This is a genomic window from Streptomyces sp. NBC_00285, from assembly GCF_036174265.1.
GTDB lineage: Bacteria > Actinomycetota > Actinomycetes > Streptomycetales > Streptomycetaceae > Streptomyces.
Map to the genome: position 1 here is coordinate 1307198 of NZ_CP108055.1, position 26104 is coordinate 1333301.

Annotated in this window: 10 protein-coding genes; 8 read left to right on the top strand and 2 right to left on the bottom strand. The window is 71.7% G+C overall.

Features of this window, described 5'->3' with window-relative positions; translation table 11 throughout:
* Positions 1–119 precede the first annotated feature (119 nt).
* Together OHT57_RS06105 and OHT57_RS06110 are read left to right on the top strand one after the other, a co-directional pair.
* Positions 120–1469 carry a helix-turn-helix domain-containing protein gene (locus tag OHT57_RS06105; RefSeq protein WP_328745013.1) on the top strand — a complete coding sequence of 450 codons (1350 nt, stop codon included), beginning with the start codon at positions 120–122 and terminating at the stop codon, positions 1467–1469.
* A gap of 46 nt (positions 1470–1515) precedes the next feature.
* Positions 1516–2442: an ornithine carbamoyltransferase gene (locus OHT57_RS06110; protein WP_328745014.1), complete on the top strand. Its 927-nt coding sequence runs from the start codon at positions 1516–1518 to the stop codon at positions 2440–2442.
* Positions 2443–2507: 65 nt separating this feature from the next.
* Here the strand turns inward: OHT57_RS06110 and OHT57_RS06115 are convergent, their stop codons facing one another.
* Together OHT57_RS06115 and OHT57_RS06120 are read right to left on the bottom strand one after the other, a co-directional pair.
* Positions 2508–2720 carry an MbtH family protein gene (locus OHT57_RS06115; RefSeq protein ID WP_328745015.1) on the bottom strand — a complete coding sequence of 71 codons (213 nt, stop codon included), beginning with the start codon at positions 2718–2720 and terminating at the stop codon, positions 2508–2510.
* Positions 2721–2770: 50 nt separating this feature from the next.
* Positions 2771–3067: a hypothetical protein gene (locus OHT57_RS06120; RefSeq protein WP_328745016.1), complete on the bottom strand. Its 297-nt coding sequence runs from the start codon at positions 3065–3067 to the stop codon at positions 2771–2773.
* A gap of 209 nt (positions 3068–3276) precedes the next feature.
* On the opposite strand from OHT57_RS06120, the gene OHT57_RS06125 reads away from it, so the two are divergent.
* From OHT57_RS06125 to OHT57_RS06150, 6 genes are all read left to right on the top strand, one after another.
* Positions 3277–3756: a cobalamin B12-binding domain-containing protein gene (locus OHT57_RS06125; RefSeq protein WP_328745017.1), complete on the top strand. Its 480-nt coding sequence runs from the start codon at positions 3277–3279 to the stop codon at positions 3754–3756.
* Positions 3753–5033, top strand: a complete 1281-nt coding sequence (locus tag OHT57_RS06130) for a methylaspartate mutase (protein ID WP_443053425.1) — start codon at positions 3753–3755, stop codon at positions 5031–5033. The genes OHT57_RS06125 and OHT57_RS06130 overlap by 4 nt, the downstream gene beginning before the upstream one ends.
* Positions 5030–6019 carry an asparagine synthetase A gene (locus tag OHT57_RS06135; RefSeq protein ID WP_328745018.1) on the top strand — a complete coding sequence of 330 codons (990 nt, stop codon included), beginning with the start codon at positions 5030–5032 and terminating at the stop codon, positions 6017–6019. The genes OHT57_RS06130 and OHT57_RS06135 overlap by 4 nt, the downstream gene beginning before the upstream one ends.
* The gene (locus OHT57_RS06140; protein ID WP_328745019.1) at positions 6016–7272 is read left to right on the top strand and encodes a glutamate synthase-related protein; all 1257 of its coding nucleotides are present in this window, start codon (positions 6016–6018) and stop codon (positions 7270–7272) included. The genes OHT57_RS06135 and OHT57_RS06140 overlap by 4 nt, the downstream gene beginning before the upstream one ends.
* Positions 7273–7402: 130 nt before the next feature.
* Positions 7403–18754, top strand: a complete 11352-nt coding sequence (locus tag OHT57_RS06145) for a non-ribosomal peptide synthetase (protein ID WP_328745020.1) — start codon at positions 7403–7405, stop codon at positions 18752–18754.
* Positions 18751–25938, top strand: a complete 7188-nt coding sequence (locus OHT57_RS06150; protein ID WP_328745021.1) for a non-ribosomal peptide synthetase — start codon at positions 18751–18753, stop codon at positions 25936–25938. Before OHT57_RS06145 ends, OHT57_RS06150 begins: the two co-directional genes overlap by 4 nt.
* Positions 25939–26104 lie beyond the last annotated feature (166 nt).

Sequence of the window (26104 nt, forward strand, 5' to 3'; positions counted from 1 at the left end):
AGATCCGCAAGGTATGCACACCGGGGAAATTCCGGCCGGGCTCAATTTGTCCGGACACCTCGTCGACTCGGGTCGCCTACCTGGCACTTCACCAAGATTTGGGGACAAAGGAGACACCGATGAATTCCGAGTCGACACCCGGTCTCGATGCGCTGCTGCAGAATGCGCGGCGGCGGTCAGGCCTCACTCAGGAACAGCTCGCCGGGCTTTCCACGGTGAGTGTGCGGGCCATCAGGGACCTGGAGCAGGGTCGTGTACGAAATCCTCGTAAAGAAACACTCAAATTGCTGGCCAATGCGATGCGGATGAGCGATAACCGCCGTTTCGAGCTCGAATTGGCCGCCGACGCCCATGCGGCGGGCCGGGTCCTGCAGTCCCTGTACAGCGCGGAACTGGCCGCGCCGCCCACGCCGTTGCGTCCCCTGATCGGCCGCCGGGCCGAACTGGAGGCGCTGACCGGCCGGCTGGACAACCGGCACGACCGGCTGCTGACCCTGGTCGGGCTGCCCGGAGTGGGCAAGTCCCGGCTGGCCCAGGAGGCCGCACTGGTGCTGCACGCCCGGGACCGGACGCCGGTGCTGTGGGTGCCCATGGACCGCCCGGCCGACTCCGGCCCCGAGCACGGCCCGCAGGCCCCCCTCAACGAGTGGGTCCGTGAACTGGTCCGCGGGGGCGACCGGTACGAGGAGCTGACCTCCGTCATCGGCGCCAAGCCGACCCTGATCGTGCTGGACGGCCTCGCAGACTCGGCGGCCGCCGTGCCGTCCCTGCTGCACCTGCTGCGCTTCTGCGAGCGGCTGAAGATCATCGTGACCACCCGGCGGGTGAGCCGGCCCCCGGCCGGCCGGCTGCTGCCGCTGGCCCCGCTGCCGGTGCCGCTCCCGTCCGCCGACGGGTCCGCCCTGCCGGGCGACTCCCTGGTCGCGGGCCGCCCCGCCGTCGAACTGATGCTGTCCTACGTCAGCCACATGCGCCCCGACCTGCTGCCCACCGACGCCGTCACCGCCACCGTCGCCCACATCTGCCGTCGCATGGACGGCATACCGCAGGCGCTGGAGGCGGCCGCCTCCTGGCTGTTGCTCCACTCGCCGGACCAGCTCCTCGACATCGCGCGCTCGACCCCGCTGCTGCTCGTCGACGGCATCACCCCCGCCACCGGGAGCTCCGACGGCACGCTGAGCGAGCGGCTGCACGCCGTGCTGGCCGAACTGGACGACCGCACGGCCGGTTTCCTCGGCACGCTGGCGGGCCTGCCCGAACCCTGGACCGTGGACGCCGCCGCCCGTGCAAGCGGTACGACGCTGGCCGAGACCGCCCGGGACGTGCACGACCTGCTGCTGCGCGGCCTGATCCGCCAGCTGCCCACCGAGCCGGGCGGCCCCGTCGGGTTCACCGTGCTCAACCTGGTCCGCGAACTCCTGCGCGCCGGGCGCCCGGCGACCGCGGACCTGGTCGGCACGGCCGACTGAGCTGCCACACCTCCCCGAACCCCCTCTCCCGAAAGGCACCCCACCCATGCGCAACCTGATCTCCCTGGCCGACCTGACGCCCGCCGAGCTCGACCGGATCGTCAAGCGGGCCGTGTTCTTCGGCCGCGAGGGCGTCGACCACAGGTCGCTCGACGGCAAGCAGGTCGGCGTCTTCTTCCGCAGGTCCTCGACCCGTACCCGTACCTCGTTCTGGAGCGCGGCGACCCGGCTGGGCGCCGACGTGATCACCTTCGGCCCGGACGAGCTGCAGTTGTCGACCGGCGAGACGGTGGAGGACACCTCCCGGGTGCTCGGGCAGTACCTGGACGCGCTGGTGGTGCGCACCAACGGGGACGTCGAGGAGATACGGCGGCTCGGCAGCAGCCCGGACCTGGCCGTCGTCAACGCGCTGAGCCTGGACGAGCATCCCACCCAGGCGATCGCCGACCTGGCCACGCTCACCGAACACTTCGGCTCGCCGGCCGGACTGCATCTGCTCGCCGTCGGCGAGGGCAACAGCTCCGGAGCGGCTCTCGCCCTGGCCACCGCGCTCACCCCCGGTCTGCGGCTGACCCTGCTGTGCCCGAGCGGCTACGAGGTACCGAAGGACAAGCTGGACCTCGCCGACGAACTCGCCGGCGGCAAGGCCGCGGTCACTCAGATCACGAGCCCGGACCAGGTCCAGGGCCCGGTCGACGCGGTGTACACCAGCCGCTGGCAGACGATGGGCGTGCCCAAGGCGAACCCCGACTGGCTGGCGGACTTCGAGGGTTTCCGGATCGACGCCGGGTTCCTGGACCGCTTCGGTGGCCCGGACACCGTGTTCCTGCACGACCTTCCCGCAGTGCGCGGGCAGGAGGTCACGGACGAGGTACTGGACGGGCCGAGCAGCGTCGCCTGGCGGCAGGCGTACCACAAGATGACGGCGGCGATGGCGGTCCTGGAGTGGTGCGTGACCGCTGCCGAGAACTGAGCCGGAAGGGCGAAAGGCCGGGTGGGCCGGAATTCTCCGGCCCACCCGGCCTTTCGCCTTTGCTTTCAGCTCGCCAGCGCGGCGACGACCGAACGCGGGCGCATATCCGTCCAGTTGGCCTCGATGAATTCCATGGCCTCCGGCTTGGAGGCCTCGCTCTTGACGAGTTCCCAGCCGGACGGCTGCTCGATGTGCGCGGGCCAAAGAGAGTGCTGGCCCTCGTCGTTGACCAGCACGACGTAACGGCCATCGGATTCCTCGAACGGATTCGTTGCCATGGTGTCCACCTCTGCGAAGTCGGGTTGGCAGTCGGGGTATGGGGAAAACGCTAGATCCGCACGGCCGGCGTGCCGGGCAGCAGGCCAGGCAGTTGGGCGGCAACCACCGGGCTCCGGTGGGCGCGCGTGACCGCGATCCCCGTGGCGACGGTGGCCGCGCGCACCGACGCGAGCGCCTCGCGCAGCAGCTCCGCGCGTTCCGACGGGGACTGCGCGAGACGCTCTCCGCTCGCCCGTACGAGGCTCAACGCGGCTTCCAGTACGGCGACTTGGGCCTCCCCGAGAGCCTCGCTCCGGTCGATGCCCTCGCGTGCCCGGTCCAGCACGTCCTCCAGTGTGTCCGCCATGTCCTCACTCCTGACTCGGTCACTCGGGTGGGTCCTGCACCCCAGTGTCGGGACCCGGAGCGCACCCGGGCGGCAGGCGGTCGCCAACTGCTGCCCGGCTGCCTGTCGGTTGCCGCCGGGGAGCGCCGGAAACAGCCGCGGCGCCAATCTACGGTGATGTCCGAAAGGAATTTCCGGGTCACCGGGATCTCTTTCTCCCCTGTCATCCCATGATGTGGACGAAGCGAACAATGAAGCCTGCGAAATGGGCGGATCGCCCTCGATCCGGGCCGCTGGACGTCGTCGTTACCGGGCTGCCGTCCGATGCGCACACCTGGAATCTCGTATTCATCCAGTTGCTGCTCGAAGACCTCGGGCACAAGGTCGTCAACCTGGGGCCGTGTGTTCCCCAGGACGAAATCGTGGAGTCCTGCTGCAAGTTCCAGCCCGACCTGCTGGTGGTCAGCAGTGTCAACGGGCACGGCTTCAACGACGCCCGGCCGCTCGTCGAGGCGGTCAGGTCACGGTGGGAGCTCGCGGACCTGCCGGCCGTCATCGGCGGCAAGCTCGGCGTCGGCGGTCGTCAGGAGGAGCAGGCCGGCGAGCTGATGCGGGCCGGCTTCGACGCGGTGTTCCAGGATGGGGCCGACCTCACCACCTTCGAGTCCTTCGTCGGCGCGCTGCCCGCCCGCAAGGCGGTGACACGGTGAGCACGCTGCCGCGCCGCCCCCTCTCCTTCGGTCGCTTCGTCGCCGAGGCACAAGCCCGCGGGGCGCTCGTGGTGCAGCCGCGGATGGGGTTCTCGGACCCGGCGCTGATGCGCTCGGGCCTGCTGGCCACCAAGAGCGCGGCGGACGCGGTCGTCGGCACCGTCACCATCGACAGCTACACGCGGGTGGGCGACGAACCGACGGCGGTGCGGGCGCTGCACGAGCGGGTCCCGCTCAACGGGTTCCCGATCACCTCCTACAGCCCGCACACCGCCGCCTGGGTGCTGGACGGCGTTCGCGACGCCGGCTTCCCGGTGCAGGTGCGGCACGGCTCGGCCCGCCCCCAGGGCATCGTCGCCGCACTGGCCCGGCTCGGTCTGGACGCCACCGAGGGCGGACCGGTGTCGTACTGCCTGCCGTACGGGCGCACCCCGTTGCTCGACTCGGTGCGCAACTGGCAGGAGAGCTGCGAGGCACTGGCGGCGCTGCGGGCGGGCGGCGCGGAGCCGCACCTGGAGACGTTCGGCGGCTGCATGCTCGGCCAGCTGTGCCCACCGGGGCTGCTGGTGGCGATCAGCGCGCTGGAGGCCCTGTTCTTCCGCCGGGCCGGCCTGCGCAGCATCTCGCTCAGCTACGCCCAGCAGACCCATCCCGGGCAGGACCGCGAGGCGGTGCACGCGCTGCGCCGGCTGGCCGGCGAGCTGCTGCCGGACACCGACTGGCACATCGTCCTCTACACCTACATGGGCCTGTACCCGCGCAGCCGACGCGGCGCCCTGGACCTCCTCGAACGCTCCGCCGAACTGGCCGTGGAGACGGGCGCGGCCCGGCTGATCGTGAAGACGACGGCCGAGTCGCACCGCATCCCGACGGTCGCGGAGAACGTCGAGGCACTGCGCACCGCCTCGCGGGCGGCGGCCCGGCACCGCGCGGCCCCCGCCCCGCGCGCGGACCTCGCCGACAACGCCGTCTACACCGAGGCCCGCGCCCTCGTGGACGCCGTACTCGACCTGGACGCGGATCTCGGCCAGGCGCTGCTGAAGGCGTTCGCCCGCGGTCTGCTCGACGTCCCGTACTGCCTGCACCCCGACAACGCGGGCCGCAGCAGGAGCCGGATCGACCGCTCGGGCCGGCTCGTCTGGTCGGAGATCGGGGCGATGCCCATCGGCCATGTCTCGCGGCGCGGCCGCCGGCTCACCGCAGCGGGCCTGTACGAGGCGTTGTCGTTCGTGCAGCACCGCCATGACACCCCTTTGACCCAGGAGGCAGCAGCATGACCAGCACGCCCGCGTTCCCGACCTCGCCCGACCAGCATCTGATGCGTGAGAGCACGCGCGCCACGCTGCGGGTGCAGTCCCGCATGCTGGCCGCGACCCGCGCGTTTTTGACCGGCCGGGGCTTCCAGGAGCTGCTGCCGCCGATCATCGGGCCGGTCACCGACCCGGGCATCCGGGGCTCCAAGCAGGTCGACGTCGACTTCTACGGCCACAAGTACAAGCTGATGACCAGCGCGATCCTGTACAAGCAGGCCTCGTTGCTCGCCTTCGACAAGATTTTCTACATCGCGCCGAACGTCCGCCTGGAGCCCCTGGAGACGGCCGTCACGCACCGCCATCTCGCCGAGTTCCACCAGATCGACGTGGAGATACGCGAGGCCCGGCGCGAGGACGCGATGGAGGTCGCCGAGCGGCTGGTGGCATACGTGGTGGCCGAGGTGGTCCGCGAACTCCCGGGCGAGCTGGAGCTGTTGGGCCGGGACGCGGACGCCTTCCGTGAGGTGGTCGAGGGCGTGTTCGGCCGTATGACACACAAGGAGGCCACCGCCGACCTGGTGGCGCTCGGCCATCCGCAGGACGCGGGCGCCGAGATCGACTGGCAGGGCGAGGAGATCATCTCCGCGAAGAGCAGCCGGCCCTTCTTCGTGGTCGACTATCCGAAGGGCTCGCGCGGCTTCTACGACCGTGAGGACCCCGAGCAGCCGGGTGTGCTGCGCAACTTCGACCTGATCGCCCCCGAGGGCTACGGCGAGCTGGCCAGCGGCAGCGAGCGCGAGCACGACTACGCGGCGCTGGTCACGCGGATGCGGGAGACCGGCGAGAACCCCGCCAAGTACGGCTGGTACCTGGACCTCGCCCGGCGCGGCATCCCCGCCAGCTCCGGCTTCGGTATCGGCCTGGAGCGGCTGACCCGCTACGTCACCGGCCGCACCGCAGCCTGGGAGGCCAGCGCCTACCCGAAGCTGCCGGGAGTGGTGTCGGCATGAGCACCGTACTGAGCGCCACCGGCTTCCCCGAGTACCAGGTGCGGCACCGGGCCCGGCACGGCGCGGCCGCCGCGTTCCCCGCGCTGGACGGCTACGGCAGCGGCCTGTTGGGCGCGGTGCCGGCCGGGCAGGAGACGTACGACCTGCTGGAGCGGGCCCGGATCGTGCCTCCGGTGTTCATGCCGGAGCGGTTGAAGAAGCTGATCGAGCTGGCCCGCGAGCCGCTGTACACCGATGTCGAACTGGACGCCTCCGTCGGCGGGTTCGCCTCCCGGCTGCCGCTGTACGTGTCGGCGTTCGGCTCCACCCAGGTCGCCAGCCGCGACCTCGGCGAGGCGGCCGGCAGACAGGCAGGACGGCTCGGCATCCCGATGGTCATCGGCGAGAACGTGGTCCCGGTCAACGGCTACCGTGCCGCGTCCGAGGCCGAGGTCTCCCCGCTGCTCGGGCGGATCGCCGCGTACACGGAGGCCGCCGCTTCGAGTGGCAACGAGGAGTACGGCGGTGTCGTGGTCCAGCAGTCCACCGAGGACGCGGACGCCGAGGTGTGGAACCTCGTCTACAGCGACCCGGTGTCCGAACCCCTGCTGGCCTCCGGCCGGCTGGCCTTCGAGCTGAAGGTCGGCCAGGGCGCCAAGCCGGGCCTGGGCGGACTGACCGTCCTGGGCCGCGAGGCCGCCGGGCGGGTCGCCGAGCAGTACGCCACCGACGAGGTCTTCGGCACGGGCGGCGACCGGGTGCTGCGGATCAGCAGCCCCGGCACATTCACCGAGGAGATCCTGCGCCAGCAGGTCCGGCTGATGCGCAACAACTTCCCGCGCGTGAAGGTATGGGTGAAGCTCCACCCCGGCCGGGACGTGGCGCTCGCGGCGGCCACCGCCTGGGCGGCCGGCGCGGACTCCGTCACAGTCGACGGCGCCGAGGGGGGCACGGCCTGGGCACCCACCGGGTTCCTCGGCCAGGTCGGGCTCCCGCTCGGCGACTGCCTGGCCCGGATCGGCCGCACCGGCAACTGCCTGCTGGTCAGCGGGCGGATGTGGGAGGGCACCCGGGCGGTGAAGGCCCTGGCGCTAGGTGCCCACGCGGTCGGCCTCGGCCGTGCCGCCCTCCTCGCGGTCGACGAGGACGCCGTGGACGGGCTCGTCCGCCTCGTCGAGAGCATCGCCCTGGAACTGCGGCTGCTGATCAGCGCGCTCGGAAAGTACCGGGTAGAGGCCCTGGACGCTCAGGACGTCCTGCTGCCGCCCGGCTGAGCGCCCCGTCTTCTCAACCCTCCTGGTTTCTCCAGGACTTCGCAGTGCCGCCCCCCTGTCCCGCCGTGGCTCCGTCGGTCTCCCGGCACGCCGCGAGACCAGCCAACCGAGCTTCCGAGAAGGTGTCGAGATGTCCCAGCAGCAAGCCGAACCGGCTCTCTCCACGGGCACCGACGGCGTGCCCGCGCACATCGCCGCGTACAACGACACGGCGGTGGACCTCCCCGCCGGCCCGCTGCACGAGCTGTTCACCGCGCAGGCGGCCCGCACGCCCGACGCGGTCGCCCTGGTGAGCGGGGAGAGCGAGCTCACCTACGGGGAGCTGGACGGGGCGTCCGACGCCCTGGCGCACCGGCTGATCGCGGCGGGCGTCGGCCCCGGTGCCGCGGTCGGCCTCCTCTTCGACCGGTCGCTCGCCTACGTCGTGACGGTGCTGGCGGTGCTGAAGAGCGGCGGTGTGTACGTGCCGTTGGACCCGCGCCAGCGTGCCGAGCGGCAGACCTGGATCCTCGACAACACCGATGCCGTACTGCTGGTCAGTGACCGCCCGGCCGAGGAGACGGCCGCGTTCGCCGCGAGCCTGCCGACGCTGCGGGTGAGCGACGCGAGCGTCACGGCGTACGACCCGGCGCCCGCGCCCCGGGTCACGGTCCACCCCGACCAGGCGCTGTACGTGATGTTCACCTCCGGGTCCACCGGCACCCCGAAGGGGGTCGTCAACACCCACCGCAACGTGGTGGAGCTGGCCCTGGACCCCGGCTTCGGCGCCGCCGCCCACGAGCGGGTCCTCGCCTACTCCCCGCTCGCCTTCGACTCCTCGACGTACGAACTGTGGGTGCCGCTGCTGCGCGGCGGCCTGGCCGTGATCCTCTCCTCACCGAAGATCGACATCGGCGAGCTGGGCGAGGCCGTCGTCCGTCACGACGCCACGGCCGCCTATTTCACCACCGCTCTCTTCGACGCGATGGCCGGCGAGGCGATCGGAGCCCTGGCCCGGCTCGGGGAGATCTGGACCGGCGGCGACGTCCTGTCCGCGACCGCCCTGACCAAGGTCCTCGACCATTGCCCGGACACCACGGTCATGCACGTCTACGGCCCCACCGAGGCCACCGTCTTCTGCAGCTACCAGGCCTTCACCCCCGAGCTGCGCACGCTGGAGCGGCTGCACCTGGGCATCCCGATGGCCAACACCGCGATGTACGTCCTGGACGCCGACCTGCGCCACACGGCACCCGGCGAGAGTGGCGAACTCTACGTCGCGGGACCCCACTTGGCGCAGGGCTACAGCCGCCGCCCCGACATCACGGCCGAGCGTTTCACCGCCGACCCGTACGGTCCGGCCGGCAGCCGCATGTACCGCACCGGTGACCTCGCCGCCTGGAACGAGCACGGCGAGATCGTCTTCGGGGGCCGCGCCGACCAGCAGGTCAAACTGCGCGGCAACCGCATCGAGCCGGGCGAGATCGAGACGGTCCTGACCGGCCACCCGTCCGTGCAGCAGGCCGCGGTGATCGTCCGCGAGGACCGCCCTGGTGACAAGCGGCTCGTCGCCTACGTCGTCCCGGCCGTCGAGGGCGTCGTCGACACCGCCGAGCTGCTGCGGCACGCCGGCCAGGAGCTCGTCGAGTACATGGTCCCCTCCGCGATCGTCCCGCTCGGCACGCTGCCGCTGACGCCCAACGGCAAGCTGGACCGGCGTGCGCTGCCCGCGCCCCGCGCCGGGGCGACGGCGAACGGCCGGGCCGCGCGCAACGGTGTCGAAGAGGTGCTGTGCGGTCTGTTCGCGCACGCCCTGGGACTGCCCTCGATCGGCATCGACGACGACTTCTTCGGCGTCGGCGGCCACTCCCTGCTCGCCACCCGCCTGGTCAGCCGTATTCGCGCCACGCTCGAAGTGCAGCTGACCCTGCGGGAGTTCTTCAAGTATCCGACGGTGGCCCTGCTCGCCGGGTACATCGCCACCGGCGGCGGCGAGTCCGGGCGGCCCGAGCTGACCGTGGCCGAGGAACGGCCGCAGCTGCTTCCGCTGTCGGCGGCCCAGCAGCGGCTGTGGTTCCTGGACCAGCTGGAGGGCCCGTCGGCGACGTACAACATCCCGCTGGCCGTACGGGTGCGCGGCGCACTCGACGTCCAGGCTCTGGAGTCGGCGTTCAACGACGTCGTGGGGCGGCACGAGAGCCTGCGGACCGTCTTCGGCACCGAGGGCGGGCAGGCCTGTCAGCGGGTACTGTCGGCCGACGCGGTCCGCGTCGAGCTGCCGGTGGTGCCCCTGACCGAGGGGGCGGTCGCCGCCGAGGCCGCCCGCACCATCGACCTTGCGGGTGAACTCCCGCTGCGGGCCCGGCTCTTCAAGGTCGATGACCAGGAGCACGTCCTCCTCGTGGTCATGCACCACATCGTCTCCGACGGCTGGTCCTACCAGCCGTTGATGCGCGACCTGAGCACCGCCTACACCACCCGCTCGCGGGGACAGCGCCCCGCCTGGGAGCCGCTGCCGGTGCAGTACGCGGACTACACGCTGTGGCAGAAGGAGCTGCTGGCGGGTACGGAGGACGGGCAACTCGCCTACTGGAAGGGCGCGTTGGCGGAGCTGCCCGAGGAGGTCACGCTGCCGGCGGTCCGGCCGCGCCCCGCGGTGGCCTCCTACCGCGGCGCCACCCACACCGTGCACTGCCCGCCCGGGGTTCACGCGGCCCTGGCGGCGCTGGCCCGCGAGTCCGGCGCCTCGGTGTTCATGGTCGCCCAGGCCGCGGTCTCCACGCTGCTGTCCCGCTCGGGCGCCGGCCACGACATCCCGCTCGGCTCCCCGATCGCCGGCCGCACCGACCAGCAACTCGACGACCTCGTCGGCTTCTTCGTCAACACCCTGGTCCTGCGCACCGACCTCAGCGGCGACCCCAGCTTCCGCGAGCTGCTCACCCGGGTCCGCGAGACCGATCTGGCCGCCTGGGCCCACCAGGACCTGCCCTTCGACCGGCTCGTCGAGGTTCTCAACCCGGAGCGGACCACGGCCCGCCACCCCCTCTTCCAGGTCATGCTCACCCTGACCGACGCGGCCACCCCGACCCTGACCGCCGAAGGCCTCGACACCCACGCCGAGTTCAGCTGGGTGCAGGCTGCCAAGTTCGACCTGACCTTCTCCTTCGCGGAGCACCGGGGGGCGGACGGGGAGCCCGGCGGCCTGGACATCACCGTCGAGTACGCGACCGATCTGTACGACGCGAGCACGGTGGAGGCGGCCGGCGCACGGCTCGTACGCCTGCTGGACGCGGCGGCGCAGGCGCCCGATCTGCCGGTCGGGGAGCTGGAGTTGCTGTCCGGCGGTGAGCGGTCGCTGCTGCTGGACAAGTGGGCGGGCGCGGTCACCGGCAGCGCCGACGCCGGGCTCGGGGAGTTGTTCGCGGCGCAGGTCGCGCGGACCCCGGACGCGGTGGCCGTCGTGCACGGCGGGCAGGAACTGACGTACCGGGAACTGGACTCGCTGGCCAACCGCGCGGCTCACCGGCTGATCGCGGAGGGAGTCGGCGTCGGCAGCCGGGTCGCACTGTTCCAGGAACGGTCCCTGAACTCGGTCGTCACCACACTCGCCGTGGTCAAGGCCGGTGGTGTCTTCGTCCCGCTCGACACCCGCTACCCCGTGGACCGTCTTCAGCTCATCGTCGCCCAGTCGAGCATCGGCCACTTCCTCACGGACACCGACATCGCGGGGCTTCAACTCCCGCCCGACGTACAGCTGTTGCACGCCTCCGACCTGGACGAGGACGGCACGGACGCGGGTGACCCGGGGGTGTGGGTGCACCCCGACCAGCCGGTGTACGCCATGTTCACCTCCGGCTCGACCGGCGTCCCCAAGGGCGTCGCGGTCACCCACCGCAATGTGGCCGACCTGGCGCATCAGCAGATGTACGCGAACGGCAACCACACCCGCGTCCTCCTCCACTCCCCCATGGCCTTCGACGCCTCCACCTACGAAATGTGGATCCCCTGGCTCACCGGTGGCACCCTCGTCATCGCCCCCGCCGGACACCTCGACACCACCACCTACCAACACCTCATCGCCGACAACGCCATCACCAGCCTCTGGCTCACCGCCGGCCTCTTCCGCCTCATCGCCGAAGAAACCCCCCAGGCCTTCGCCGGAGTGCAGGAGGTCTGGGCCGGCGGTGATGTCGTACCACCCGAAGCCGTACGACGCGTCATGGACCACAACCCCCACATCACCGTCGTCAACGGCTACGGCCCCACCGAAACCACCACCTTCGCCACCACCCACCACATCCGCCGCCCCTACGACTGCCCCGGCACCATCCCCATCGGCGAAGCCCTCGACAACCACCGCCTCTACGTCCTCGACCCCGCGCTCCGGCTGGCACCGCCCGGCACCCCCGGCGAGCTCTACATCGCCGGCACCGGACTCGCCCAGGGCTACCTCGACCGCCCCTCCCTCACCGCCGACCGCTTCATCGCCAACCCCCACGGCCCCGCCGGCGATCGGATGTACCGCACCGGCGACCTCGTCCGCTGGAATAAAGAGGGCTCGCTCGAATACCTCGGCCGCGCCGACGAGCAAGTCAAGCTGCGCGGCTTCCGCATCGAACTGGGCGAGATCGAGACCGTGTTGGCGGCCCACGAAGCCGTCGGCCAGGCCGTCGTCGCCGTCCGCGAGGACCGCCCCGGCGACAAGCGCCTGGTCGCCTACCTCACGGCACAGGACGGGGCAGCGGTCGACGTCGACGACGTGAAGCGACGCACAGCCGGACTACTGCCCGAATACATGGTCCCCTCAGCACTGGTAGTGCTGGACACGATCCCACTGACCAGCAACGGCAAAGTGGACCGCAAAGCCCTGCCCGCACCATCCGCGAACCAGGACGCGGCCGTCGGACGCACGCCCCGCACACCCAGGGAAGAAGTCCTCTGCGGACTCTTCGCCGAAATCCTCGGACTCCCCGCCGTCACCATCGACGACCACTTCTTCCACCTCGGCGGACACTCCCTCCTCGCCACCCGGCTCATCAGCCGGATCCGGCAGGCCTTCAGCGTGGGGATCACCGTCAAGGACCTGTTCCAGGGCCCGACCCCGGCCGCGCTCGCGGAACTGGTGGAGCTGCGGAGCGGGGAGGACGTACGGCGGCCGGTGCTGCGGGAGGTGGCACGGCCGGAGCGGGTACCTATGTCGTTCGGGCAGCGCAGGCTGTGGTTCCTCGACCAGCTGGAAGGGCCGTCGGCGACGTACAACATCCCGCTCGCCCTGCGGCTCACCGGAGCCGTGGACATCGAGGCGCTGCGGCTCGCGCTCACCGACACCGTCGTACGCCATGAGAGTCTGCGGACGCTGTTCTCGGTGACGGACGGGGAGGCCGGGCAGCTGGTGCTGCCGGCCGGGGAGATCCGTCTTGACCTCCCGGTCACCCCCGCCGACGAGCACACGCTGGACGCGCTGCTCGGCGCGGAGGCGGCCCGCACCTTCGACCTGGCCGCCGAACTCCCCGTCCGCGCCTCCCTGTTCGGCACCGGTCCGCAGGATCACGTGCTGCTCGTGGTCATGCACCACATCGTCTCCGACGGCTGGTCCACCGCCCCCTTCCTGCGCGATGTGGCGACCGCCTACACCGCCCGGGTCGCGGGCCGGCCGCCCGAGTGGGAGCAACTCCCGGTCCAGTACGCCGACTACACCCTCTGGCAGGAGGAACTGCTGGCGGCGGACGGTGAACGGCAGGCCGAGTTCTGGCGGCAGACGCTGGGCGAGCTGCCCGAGGAGGCGACCCTCCCGGCCGACCGGCCGCGTCCGGCGACCGCGAGCTTCCGGGGCCGTACGCACGGCGTGCAGTGCCCGCCCGCGCTGCACGAGGCGCTGACCCGGCTGGCCCGGGAGACCGGGACGACCCTGTTCATGGTGGCGCAGGCCGCGGTGGCGACCGCGCTGGCCCGCTCCGGTGCCGGTACGGACATCCCGATCGGGGCGCCGATCGCGGGCCGCACCGACCAACGCCTCGACGACCTGGTGGGCTTCTTCGTCAACAGCCTGGTGTTGCGCACCGATGTCGAGGGGGACCCGTCCTTCCGTGAGCTGCTCGACCGGGTCCGGGAGACCGACCTGGCGGCCTGGGCCCACCAGGACCTGCCGTTCGACCGGCTCGTGGAAATCCTCAACCCCGAGCGCAGCACCGCCCGGCACCCGCTCTTCCAGGTGGCCCTCACCCTCCAGGACGCGGCCAAGCCGGTCCTCGAACTCCCGGGCGTGCACACCGAGTCGGGCTTCACCCCGCTGGAGATCGCCAAGTTCGACCTGACCTTCTCCTTCCACGAGCACCGGGCGCCCGACGGCCGTCCCGCCGGCCTGGACCTGGCCATCGAGTACGCGACGGACCTGTATGACGCCAGGACCGTCGAGGGGCTCGCGGATCGTCTCGTACGACTGCTGGAGGCGGCCGCCGCCACTCCCGAACTGCCCGTCGGACAGCTGGAGTTCACCGGCCCCGAGGAGCGGGAACGGCTGCTGGCGCTGGGCGCCGGTCCGGTCACCGACGGCGCTCTCCCGGACGCGGGCCTCGCGGAGCTGTTCGCCGCGCAGGTGGCCCGTACCCCGGACGCGGTCGCGGTGGCGTCCGAGGAGCGCTCCTTCACCTACGCCGAACTCGACGCCGAGTCCGACCGGTTCGCGGACCGGATCATCGGCCTCGGGGTCGGCCCCGAATCCGTCGTCGCCCTGATGATGGAGCGCTCACCCGACCTCCTGGTCGCCATGCTCGCGGTCGTGAAGGCGGGCGGTGCCTACGCGCCCCTCAACCCGGCCGACCCGGACACCCGCCACATCCAGATCCTCGACGAACTCGACGCGCCGGTCCTGATCACCGACCGGGCGCTGGCCGACCATCCGCTGGTTCACAGGGCGCAGGCCCGGGACCTCGTCGTCGAGGCCAAGGACCTCGACGGCCGCACCGCGACGAGGCCCAGCGCTCCCACTCACCCCGACCAGTGGCTGTACGTCATGTTCACCTCGGGCTCGACCGGCGTCCCCAAGGGCGTCGCCGTCACCCACCGCAACGTGGCCGACCTGGCCCGCCAGCGGATGTTCGCGGGCGGCGGCCACCAGCGGGTCCTCTTCCACTCCCCGCACACCTTCGACGCCTCCACCTACGAGATCTGGGTGCCGTGGCTGACCGGCGGCACGGTCGTCGTGGCTCCTCGGGGCCACCTGGAGACCGGCACGCTGAGCGAGCTGATCGCCGGGTACTCGATCACGGGTCTGTGGCTGACGGCGGGGCTGTTCCGGGTCATGGCGGAGGAGGCGCCGGAAGCCTTCGCGGGGCTCCGGGAGGTGTGGGCGGGCGGAGACGTCGTACCGCCCGAGGCCGTCCGCCGGATCCACGAGCACTGCCCGGACACCACCGTCGTCAACGGCTACGGCCCCACCGAGACCACCACTTTCGCCGCCACCCACCACATCAAGCGCCCCTACGACCACACCGGCACCATCCCCATCGGCGAGGCCCTCGACAACCACCGCCTCTACGTCCTCGACTCCGCGCTCCGGCTCGTTCCGGCCGGTGCTCCCGGCGAGCTGTACATCGCCGGCGCCGGTCTGGCGCGCGGCTATGTGGGCCGCCCGTCGCTCACCGCCGAGCGGTTCGTCGCCGACCCGTACGGCGACGAGCCGGGCACCCGGATGTACCGCACCGGCGACCTGGTGCGGTGGAACCACGAGGGCTCGCTCGAGTACCTCGGCCGGGCCGACCAACAGGTCAAGCTGCGCGGATTCCGTATCGAACTCGGCGAGATCGAGACCGTGTTGACGGGCCATGCAAAAGTCGTCCAGGCAACCGTGATCGTCCGCGAGGACCGGCCCGGGGACAAGCGGCTCGTCGCCTACGTCGTGACCGCCGAGGGCGGCGTCGACCTGAACGACCTGCGCCGACACGCCACTTCGGCACTCCCCGAGTACATGGTCCCGTCGGCCTTCGTGCTCCTCGACGCGATCCCGCTGACCACCAACGGTAAGATCGACCGGCGCGCGCTGCCCACCCCGCAGGTCACCCACGACGTCACCGGACGCGCCCCGCGCACCCCCCAGGAAGAGGTCCTGTGCGGCCTGTTCGCGGCGGTCCTCGGGCTCCCGTCGGCCACCATCGACGACCACTTCTTCCACCGGGGCGGCCACTCCCTGCTCGCCACGAGGCTCATCAGCCGCATCCGCCAGGCCTTCGGCGTCCAGCTCGGCGTCAAGGACCTGTTCCGGTACCCGACCGTCGTCGCGCTGTCCGAGCGGGTCACGGAGGGCAGCGGTGAACTTCCCCGGGCCGCGCTGACCCGCGCGCAGGAGCGTCCGGAGCGGGTGCCGCTGTCGTCCGCCCAGCAACGGCTGTGGTTCCTGGACCAGATGGAGGGCCCGTCGGCGACGTACAACATCCCGATGGCCCTGCGCCTGACCGGTGCCCTCGACGCCGAGGCGCTGCGGCTGGCCCTCGGGGACCTTCTCGCGCGGCACGAGAGCCTGCGCACCGTCTACCCCATCCACGAGGGCAAGGCCTACCAGTCGGTGCGGGCCCCCGAGCCGGTCGGGTTGCCCCTCGTCCCGGTCACGGACGACACGCTCGCCGCCCGCCTGGCCGGCCTCTCGGCCACCCCCTTCCACCTGGCCTCCGACATCCCGCTCCGCGCGCACCTGCTGGCCCTCGGCGACCGGGAGCACGTCCTGCTCCTGGTGATCCACCACATCGCCTCCGACGGCTGGTCCAACGCCCCCCTCTTCCGCGACCTTGCCGCCGCCTACGCGGCCCGCACCCAGGGACAGGCACCCCAGTGGGAGCCGCTGCCCGTCCAGTACGCCGACTACGCACTGTGGCAACAGCAACTGCTGGAGGACGACGCTGAGCGCCAACTCGGCTTCTGGCAGCAGGTGCTGGCGGATCTGCCCGAGGAGGCCACCCTCCCGGCCGACCGGCCCCGCCCGGCGACCGCCTCCAACCGGGGCAGCACGCACACCGTGCACGGCGACGCGGCACTCCACCGGGAGCTGACCGCGCTGGCCCAGGACACGGGCGCGACCCTCTTCATGGTCGCCCAGGCGGCCGTGTCGACCCTGCTGTCCCGTTCGGGCGCCGGGTTCGACATCCCGCTCGGCTCCCCGGTCGCCGGCCGCACGGACCAGCAACTCGACGACCTCGTCGGGTTCTTCGTCAACACCCTTGTCCTGCGCACCGACCTGAGCGGCGACCCGACCTTCCGCGAGCTGCTCACCCGGGTCCGGGAGACCGACCTGGCCGCCTGGAACCACCAGGACCTGCCCTTCGACCGGCTCGTCGAGATCCTCAACCCCGAGCGGACCACGGCCCGCCACCCCCTCTTCCAGGTCATGCTCACCCTGGGCGACACCGCGGCCGAAGCGCCCGAACTGCCCGGTCTGGACACGGCGTACGAGTTCTCGCAGGTGGAGATCGCCAAGTTCGACCTCACCTTCGGCTTCGCGGAGCACAGGGGGGCGGACGGGGAGCCCGGCGGCCTGGACATCACCGTCGAGTACGCCACCGATCTGTATAACGCGAGCACGGTCGAGAACGTCGCGAATCGTCTCGTACGGCTCCTGGAAGCGGCGGTCGCTGCTCCTGAACTGCCGGTCGGGGAGCTGGAGTTGCTGTCCGGCGGTGAGCGGTCGCTGCTGCTGGACACGTGGGCGGGCGCGGTCACCGGCAGCGCCGACGCCGGGCTCGGGGAGCTGTTCGCGGCGCAGGTCGCGCGGACCCCGGACGCGGTGGCCGTCGTGCACGGCGGGCAGGAGCTGACGTACCGGGAACTGGACTCGCTGGCCAACCGCGCGGCTCACCGGCTGGTCACGGAGGGCGTCGGCGTCGGCAGCCGGGTCGCACTGTTCCAGGAACGGTCCCTGAACTCGGTCGTCACCACACTCGCCGTGGTCAAGGCCGGTGGTGTCTACGTCCCGCTCGACACCCGGTATCCGATGGAGCGCGTCCAGCTCATCGTCGAGCAGTCCGACGTCTCGTTCTTCGTCACCGACCGGGATCCCGGGGAGGTGCGGCTGCCCGCGGGGGCCAAGGTCGTCCCGAGTGCGGTTCCGGACCGGGGTGAGGCGGGTGACCCGGGGGTGTGGGTGCACCCCGACCAGCCGGTGTACGCCATGTTCACCTCCGGCTCGACCGGCGTCCCCAAAGGCGTCGCCGTCACCCACCGCAATGTGGCCGACCTGGCGCATCAGCAGATGTACGCGAACGGCAACCACACCCGCGTCCTCCTCCACTCCCCCATGGCCTTCGACGCCTCCACCTACGAAATGTGGATCCCCTGGCTCACCGGTGGCACCCTCGTCATCGCCCCCGCCGGACACCTCGACACCACCACCTACCAACACCTCATCGCCGACAACGCCATCACCAGCCTCTGGCTCACCGCCGGCCTCTTCCGCCTCATCGCCGAAGAAGCCCCCCAGGCCTTCGCGGGCGTCCGCGAAGTCTGGGCGGGCGGTGATGTCGTACCCCCCGAGGCCGTCCGACGGGTGATGGACCACAACCCCCACATCACCGTCGTCAACGGCTACGGCCCCACCGAAACCACCACCTTCGCCGCCACCCACCACATCCGCCGCCCCTACGACTACTCCGGCACCATCCCCATCGGCGAAGCCCTCGACAACCACCGCCTCTACGTCCTCGACCCCGCGCTCCGGCTGGCACCGCCCGGCACCCCCGGCGAGCTCTACATCGCCGGCACCGGACTCGCCCAGGGCTACCTCGACCGCCCCTCCCTCACCGCCGACCGCTTCATCGCCAACCCCCACGGCCCCGCCGGCGATCGGATGTACCGCACCGGCGACCTCGTCCGCTGGAATAAAGAGGGCTCGCTCGAATACCTCGGCCGGGCCGACGAGCAAGTCAAGCTGCGCGGCTTCCGCATCGAACTGGGCGAGATCGAGAGCGTGTTGGCGGCCCACGAAGCCGTCGGCCAGGCCGTCGTCGCCGTCCGCGAGGACCGCCCCGGCGACAAGCGCCTGGTCGCCTACCTCACGGCACAGGACGGGGCGGCGGTCGACGTCGACGACGTGAAGCGACGCACAGCCGGACTACTGCCCGAATACATGGTCCCGTCAGCACTGGTAGTGCTGGACACGATCCCGCTGACCAGCAACGGCAAAGTGGACCGCAAAGCCCTGCCCGCACCATCCGCGAACCAGGACGCGGCCGTCGGACGCACGCCCCGCACACCCAGGGAAGAAGTCCTCTGCGGACTCTTCGCCGAAATCCTCGGACTCCCCGCCGTCACCATCGACGACCACTTCTTCCACCTCGGCGGACACTCCCTCCTCGCCACCCGGCTGGTCGGCCGTATCCGCACCGTGCTGGGCGTCGGGGTGTCCGTGGCGACCCTCTTCGAAAACCCGATCGTGGCAACGCTCGTCGAGAAGCTCGACGGCGCCGAGGCCGCAAGGCCCAAATTGCGGCCGATGCGCCGGATGGGAGCGACCAAGTGATCCCCTTGTCCTTCGCCCAACAGCGTCTGTGGTTCATCGCGCAGATGGAGGGCCCTTCGACGACGTACAACATCCCTCTGGGCGTCCGGCTGACCGGTGAACTCGACCGGGACGCCCTCCGGTCGGCGATCACCGATGTGATCGGCCGGCACGAGAGCCTGCGGACGCTCTTCCCGGATCAGGACGGCACGCCGTACCAGCACATCCTGGCCGAGGAGGAGGTGGAGTTCGAGCTGCCGGTGGTCCCGGCCACCGGCGAGACCCTGGCGGCCGTCCTCGCCGAGGAGTCCGCGCAGATCTTCCATCTCGCCGAGGACCTGCCCGTGCGGGCGCGGCTGATCGCGCTCGGTGAACGGGAGCACGTCCTGCTGGTGGTGATGCACCACATCGTCTCCGACGGCGGTTCGACCGCCCCGCTGCTCGCCGACCTGGCCATCGCCTACGGGGCGCGCACCCAGGGGCAGGCGCCCGACTGGGAGGAACTGCCGGTCCAGTACGCCGACTACACGCTGTGGCAGCAGGAGCTGCTAGGCGAGGCGGACGACGAGGAGAGCGCCGGTGCAAAGCAACTCGCCTTCTGGTGCGAGGCGTTGGCCGATCTCCCGGACGAGGCCACCCTCCCCACGGACCGTCCTCGCCCGGCCGCCGCCTCCTACCGCGGCGCCCTGTGCACCGACCACCTGCCTGCCGATCTGCACACCGGACTCACGCACCTGGCGCGGGAGTCGGGGGCCACCCTGTTCATGGCGGTGCAGGCGGCGGTCGCGACCGTGCTGTCCCGCTCGGGGGCCGGGCCCGACGTCCCGGTCGGCTCGCCGGTCTCCGGGCGCATCGACGAGGCACTGGACGGTCTGGTCGGCTTCTTCGTCAACACCCTTGTCCTGCGCACCGATCTGAGCGGCGATCCCAGCTTCCGGGACCTGCTCGGCCGGGTCCGGGGGACCGACCTGGCCGCGTGGAACCACCAGGACCTGCCCTTCGACCGGCTGGTCGAGGTCCTCAACCCCGAGCGATCAGCCTCCCGGCACCCCCTGTTCCAGGTGATGCTGACTCTGGGCGAGGCCGGTTCGGACGCGGTGGGCTTTCCCGGCCTGGACGCCCGGACCGAGTACAGCGAGCTGCAGATCGCCAAGTTCGACCTGACCTTCGGGTTCGCCGAGCACCGCACCCGGGACGGGCGGCCGAACGGCCTCGACATCACCATCGAGTACGCCACCGACCTGTACGAGGCCCGCACGATCGACGCCCTCATGGCGCGGCTGCAGCGGCTCCTGGAGTCGGTGCTGACCTCGCCGGACACCCCGCTGTCCGTCCTGGACCTGCTCGGCGAGCACGAGCGCCGGCAGCTCCTGGACGAGTGGGCGGGCGCGGTCACCGGCGCCCCGGACGCGAGCCTGGCCGAGCTGTTCTCCGCGCAGGCCGCCCGCACCCCGGACGCGGTCGCGATGGTCGACGAGTACCAGGACTTCAGCTACGCGGAACTGGACGAGCTCACCAACCGGCTCGCCCACCACCTGATCAACCTCGGTATCCGGCGCGGTGACGTGGTCGCCGTCCTGATGGAGCGCTCGGCCGGGCTGCTCACCGCGCTGCTGGCGGTGGTGAAGGCGGGTGCGGTGTACGCCCCGTTGAACACCACCGACCCGGACACCCGGCTGGTCCAGATCCTCGCCGACACCGCGGCGCCCGTGCTGCTCACCGACGAGTCGCTGGCCGACCACCCGGTGGCCGCCGCGACCACGGCCCGCCTGGTCGTCCTCGACGGCACCACGGTCCCGCAGGACCTGCCCGCCACCGCCCCGGTGTCCGGCATCCACCCGGACGAGCCGGTGTACGCCATGTTCACCTCGGGCTCGACCGGTGTCCCCAAGGGCGTCGCGGTCACCCACCGGGGCGTCGCCGACCTGGCCGCGCAGGCCCGGTACGCGGGCGGCGGCCACCGACGGGTGCTGTTCCACTCGCCGGCCGCGTTCGACGCGTCGACGTACGAGATATGGGTCCCGTGGCTCAACGGCGGCACCCTCGTCGTCGCTCCCCCCGGCCACCTCGACCCGGCGGGCTACCGGGGGCTGATCGACACCCACGGCATCACGGGCATGTGGCTGACGGCGGGGCTGTTCCGGGTCATGGCGGAGGAGGCGCCGGAAGCCTTCGCCGGGGTCCGGGAGGTGTGGGCGGGCGGGGACGTCGTACCGCCCGAGGCCGTCCGCCGGATCCACGAGCACTGCCCGGACACCACCGTCGTCAACGGCTACGGCCCCACCGAGACCACCACCTTCGCCGCCACCCACCACATCCGCCGCCCCTTCGACTACCCCGGCACGGTCCCGATCGGCGAGGCCCTCGACAACCACCGCCTCTACGTCCTCGACTCCGCGCTCCGGCTGGTACCGCCCGGCACCCCGGGTGAGCTGTACATCGCGGGCGCGGGTCTGGCGCAGGGTTACCTCAACCGGCCCTCGCTCACGGCGGAACGCTTCGTCGGCGACCCGTTCGGTCCGGCCGGTGAGCGGATGTACCGCACCGGCGACCTGGTCCGCTGGAACCACGAGGGCTCGCTGGAGTACCTGGGCCGGGCCGACCAACAGGTCAAGCTGCGCGGCTTCCGCATCGAACCCGGCGAGATCGAGAGCGCGTTGACCGCGCACGCGGCCGTCGCCCAGGCCACCGTGATCGTCCGCGAGGACCGGCCCGGCGACAAGCGGCTCGTCGCCTATCTCGTCGCCGCGCAGGACGTACGGCTGGAGGTCGAGGAGGTGCAGCGGGAGATCTCCGCCGCCCTGCCCGAGTACATGGTCCCGTCGGCGTTCGTCGTCCTCGACGCGCTGCCGCTGACGACCAACGGCAAGATCGACCGGCGGGCGCTGCCCGCGCCGAAGCAGAGCTCGGACAGCGGCGGCAGGGCGCCCCGTACGCCTGTCGAGGAGGTGCTGTGCGGTCTGTTCGCGGCCGTGCTCGGACTGCCCTCGGCCACCATCGACGACCACTTCTTCCACCGCGGCGGCCACTCCCTGCTCGCCACGAGGCTCATCAGCCGTATCCGTGCCGTGTGGGACGCCGACATCACCATCCGGGACCTGTTCCAGTACCCGACGGTCGCGCTGCTCGCCGAGCGGCTCACCGCGGCGAGCGGCGGCACACGGCGGCCGGCGCTCGCACCGCAGGAGCGTCCGGAGCGGGTGCCGCTGTCGTCCGCCCAGCAACGGCTGTGGTTCCTGGACCAGATGGAGGGCCCGTCGGCGACGTACAACATCCCGATGGCCCTGCGCCTGACCGGTGCCCTCGACGCCGAGGCGCTGCGGCTGGCCCTCGGCGACCTTCTCGCGCGGCACGAGAGCCTGCGCACCGTCTACCCCGTCCACGAGGGCAAGGCCTATCAGTTCGTGCGGGCCCCCGAGCCGGTCGAACTGCCGCTCGTCGCCGCCGTGGAGGAGGACCTGGCGGGGCTGCTGGGCACGGAGGCCTCGCGCACCTTCAATCTGGCCGGTGAACTCCCCGTCCGGGCACGGCTGTTCCGGCTCGACGGGAGCGGGCAGGCGCACGTGCTGTCGCTGGTGATCCACCACATCGCCTCCGACGGCTGGTCCAACGCCCCCCTCTTCCGCGACCTTGCCGCCGCCTACGCGGCCCGCACCCAGGGACAGGCACCGCAGTGGGAACCGCTGCCCGTCCAGTACGCCGACTACGCACTGTGGCAGCACAAGGTCATGGAGGAGGACGAGGAGCGTCAACTGGGGCACTGGCGGCAGGCGTTGGCCGAGCTGCCGGAGGAGGCCACACTCCCCGCGGACCGAGCCCGCCCGGCGACCCCCTCCAACCAGGGGACCACGCACACCGTGCACGGCGACGCGGCACTCCACCGGGAGCTGACCGCGCTGGCCCAGGACTCCGGCGCGACCCTCTTCATGGTCGCCCAGGCCGCCGTCGCCACCCTGCTGTCCCGCTCCGGGGCCGGCCACGACATCCCGCTCGGCTCACCCGTCGCGGGCCGCACCGACCAGAAGCTCGACGACGTCGTCGGGTTCTTCGTCAACACCCTGGTCCTGCGCACCGACCTCAGCGGCGACCCCAGCTTCCGCGACCTGCTGCACCGCGTCCGCGAGACCGACCTGGCCGCCTGGGCCCACCAGGATCTGCCCTTCGACCGGCTCGTCGAGATCCTCAACCCCGAGCGGACCACGGCCCGCCACCCCCTCTTCCAGGTCATGCTGACCGTCGGCGACACCTCCACCGAGGCGCCCCGACTGGGCGACCTGGAGGGTGAGTTCGCCTTCCCGTCGGCCTCCGTCGCGAAGTTCGACCTCACCTTCGCCTTCGCCGAGCACCGGGGCGCGGACGGCGAGCCCGGCGGCCTGGACGTCACCGTCGAGTACGCCACCGACCTGTACGAGGCCCGCACGATCGAGGCCGCCGCCGACCGTCTCGTACGACTGCTGACCGCGGCCGTCGCCGACCCCGAACTGCCGGTCACCAAGCTGGAGTTGCTGTCAGAAGGCGAGCGGGAACGGGTACGGGGGTGGAGCGGTGTGCCCACGACGGCCCCGGCCCTCGGGCTCGACGGACTCTTCGTGGGGCAGGCGGCCCGTACCCCGGACGCCCTCGCGCTGGTCTTCGAGGAGCAGCGGCTGACGTACGCCGAACTCGACGTGTGGTCCAACCGGCTGGCCCGGCACCTGACCGCGCACGGAGTCGGCCCGGGCAGCCTCGTCGCCCTGCACCTGGAGCGCTCGCCGCACCTGATCGCCTCGATCCTCGCGGTGCTGAAGGCGGGCGCCGGATACACCGTGCTGGACCCGCAGTTCCCCGCCGACCGGCTCACCACCGTGTTGGGGCAGACCCGGCCGTCCGCCCTGGTCACCCAGAGCCACCTGGTCGCACTGGCGACCCCGGCGACCCTGGTCGACCTGACCGTGGACGCGCCCGCGATCAGCGCCCTGTCCGGGGCTGCCGTCGAGACCGGGGGGCACCCTGAGTCCACCGCGTGCGTCATGTTCACCTCGGGCTCGACGGGCGTGCCCAAGGGCGTGGCGGCCTCGCACCGGGCCCTCGCGGCCACCTTCATCGGGCCGGACTACCTCGCCTTCGGTCCCGAGCAGACGTATCTGCAGAGCTCGCCGGTGTCCTGGGACGCGTTCGCGCTGGAGGTGTTCGGGCCGCTGCTGCACGGCGGGGTGTGCGTGCTGCAGCCCGGCCAGCACACCGACCCGCACCGGATCGCGGAGCTGGTGGAGCGGCACGACATCACCACGCTGCAGATGTCGGCGAGCCTGTTCAACCACATGCTCGACGAGCACCCGGCCGTGTTCTCCCGGGTCCGGGAGGCCATGACGGCCGGTGAGGCGGCCTCGCCCGCGCACACCGCCAAGGCCCTGGCCGACCACCCCCACCTGCGCCTCGTCAACGGCTACGGCCCGGCGGAGAGCATGGGCTTCACCACCGCCCACATCATCACCGCGCCCGCGCCCGCCATCCCCATCGGCCGGCCCATCGCCGGCAAGCACTCCTACGTCCTCGACGAGAACCTGCGGCTGCTGTCGCCCGGCGTCCCCGGGGAGCTGTACGTCGCCGGGCACGGGCTCGCCCACGGCTACATCGGGCAGCCGATGCTGAGCGCCGAGCGGTTCGTCGCGGACCCGCACGGGGTGCCCGGCTCGCGGATGTACCGCACCGGGGACCTGGCCCGCTGGAGCCAGGACGGCGCGCTGGAGTACCTGGGCCGCGCCGACCAGCAGATCAAGCTGCGCGGCTTCCGCATCGAGCCCGGCGAGATCGAGTCGGCACTGCTGCGCCACCCGTCCCTCGCCCAGTGCGCGGTCATGATCCGCGAGGACCGCCCGGGCGACAAGCGCCTGGTCGCATACGTCGTCGCCGCCGAAGCGGGCCGGAAGACGAACCCGTCCGAGCGGGGCGAGGACCCGGCGGACCTGCCGAATCCGGAGCGGACCCGCACAGATCAACCGGAGCTCAGCCCGAACCCCGCAGTCGCTCTCGACCTCGCCGAGTTGCGTCGGCACGCTGCCGCCGCGCTCCCCGAGTACATGGTGCCTGCCTCGATCGTCGTCCTGGACGCCTTGCCGCTCACCGTGAACGGCAAGCTGGACCGGCGCGCGCTGCCCGAGCCGGCGCGGGGCGAGGCCACCGGTGGGCGCTCGCCGCGGACGCCTGCCGAGGAGATCCTGTGCGGTCTGTACGCGGCCGTGCTCGGCGTGCCGTCCGTCAGCATCGACGACCACTTCTTCCACCTCGGCGGACACTCCCTGCTCGCGACGAGGCTCATCGGCCGGATCCGGGCCGTCTGGGACACCCCGGTCACCATCCGGGACCTGTTCCAGTACCCGACCCCGGCCCTGCTGGCCGAGCACATCGCCGAGAACGCCGGCGGGAACCCGCTGGAGACGCTGCTGCCGATCCGGGCCGCCTCCGGTTCGGAGCAGCCCCCGCTGTTCTGCGTCCACCCGGTCTCCGGGATGAGCTGGTGCTACGCCGGACTGCTGCGCCACCTCGACGACCGGCCGCTGATCGGCCTGCAGGCAAGGGAGTTGACCGACCCGGCACTGCGGCCGGGCAGCATGGCGGAGATGGCCGACACCTACGTGGCCGAGATCCGCTCCCTCCAGCCGCACGGGCCGTACCACCTGCTGGGCTGGTCCTTCGGCGGACTGGTCGCGCATGCGATCGCGGCCCGTCTGGAGGAGCTCGGCGAGGAGGTCGCCCTGCTCGGACTCCTGGACGCCTATCCGCTGCCCGACGGCTTCACCGCCCCGGCCGTCGACGGGCGCGAAGTGCTCACCGCCTTCCTCGGCACCCGCGGCGCCGAACTCGACGTGGCCTGCGCCGACTCGGACCCCGACCCCGCCGAACTCGCCGAACTGCTGCGGCGCGAGGATCCGATCCTGGGCGCCCTGGACCCGGTGCAGGCCGCCGCGGTCGTCGAGGCGACGGCGGCGCACCTGGAGATGCGCTACCGGTACGTCCCCGAGCGGCGGTTCGGCGGGAACGCGGTGTTCTTCAACGCCTCGCGCACACCGGCCGCACAGACCGGCGCCGGGTCCTGGGCACCGTACGTGAGCGGACGGGTCGAGGAGTACGACGTGGACTGCGAGCACTGGGCGATGACCGGCGCGGAGCCCTTGCGGGAGATCGGGAAGGTGTTGGGGGAACAGTTGCGAGGGGTGCGCCGGTAGCACCTGACCAGAAACCCGTGAGAAGTGCCCGGACCTGCCTGCACGGCGGGTCCGGGCACTTTCGTGTGCGCGGCGCGGGCCCACCGCCAACCGCCCACAACCTGCCGCTCTTGCCGCCGGAAGGCGGGTCCCTGCCTCCGTAGCGTGATGGTGTCTGCAGGTCACG

Coding starts and splice junctions, on each gene's coding strand:
- OHT57_RS06115 (WP_328745015.1), bottom strand. CDS start 2,720: ATGGCAACGAATCCGTTCGAGGAATCCGATGGCCGTTACGTCGTGCTG.
- OHT57_RS06145 (WP_328745020.1), top strand. CDS start 7,403: ATGTCCCAGCAGCAAGCCGAACCGGCTCTCTCCACGGGCACCGACGGC.
- OHT57_RS06110 (WP_328745014.1), top strand. CDS start 1,516: ATGCGCAACCTGATCTCCCTGGCCGACCTGACGCCCGCCGAGCTCGAC.
- OHT57_RS06140 (WP_328745019.1), top strand. CDS start 6,016: ATGAGCACCGTACTGAGCGCCACCGGCTTCCCCGAGTACCAGGTGCGG.
- OHT57_RS06135 (WP_328745018.1), top strand. CDS start 5,030: ATGACCAGCACGCCCGCGTTCCCGACCTCGCCCGACCAGCATCTGATG.
- OHT57_RS06120 (WP_328745016.1), bottom strand. CDS start 3,067: ATGGCGGACACACTGGAGGACGTGCTGGACCGGGCACGCGAGGGCATC.
- OHT57_RS06105 (WP_328745013.1), top strand. CDS start 120: ATGAATTCCGAGTCGACACCCGGTCTCGATGCGCTGCTGCAGAATGCG.
- OHT57_RS06125 (WP_328745017.1), top strand. CDS start 3,277: ATGATGTGGACGAAGCGAACAATGAAGCCTGCGAAATGGGCGGATCGC.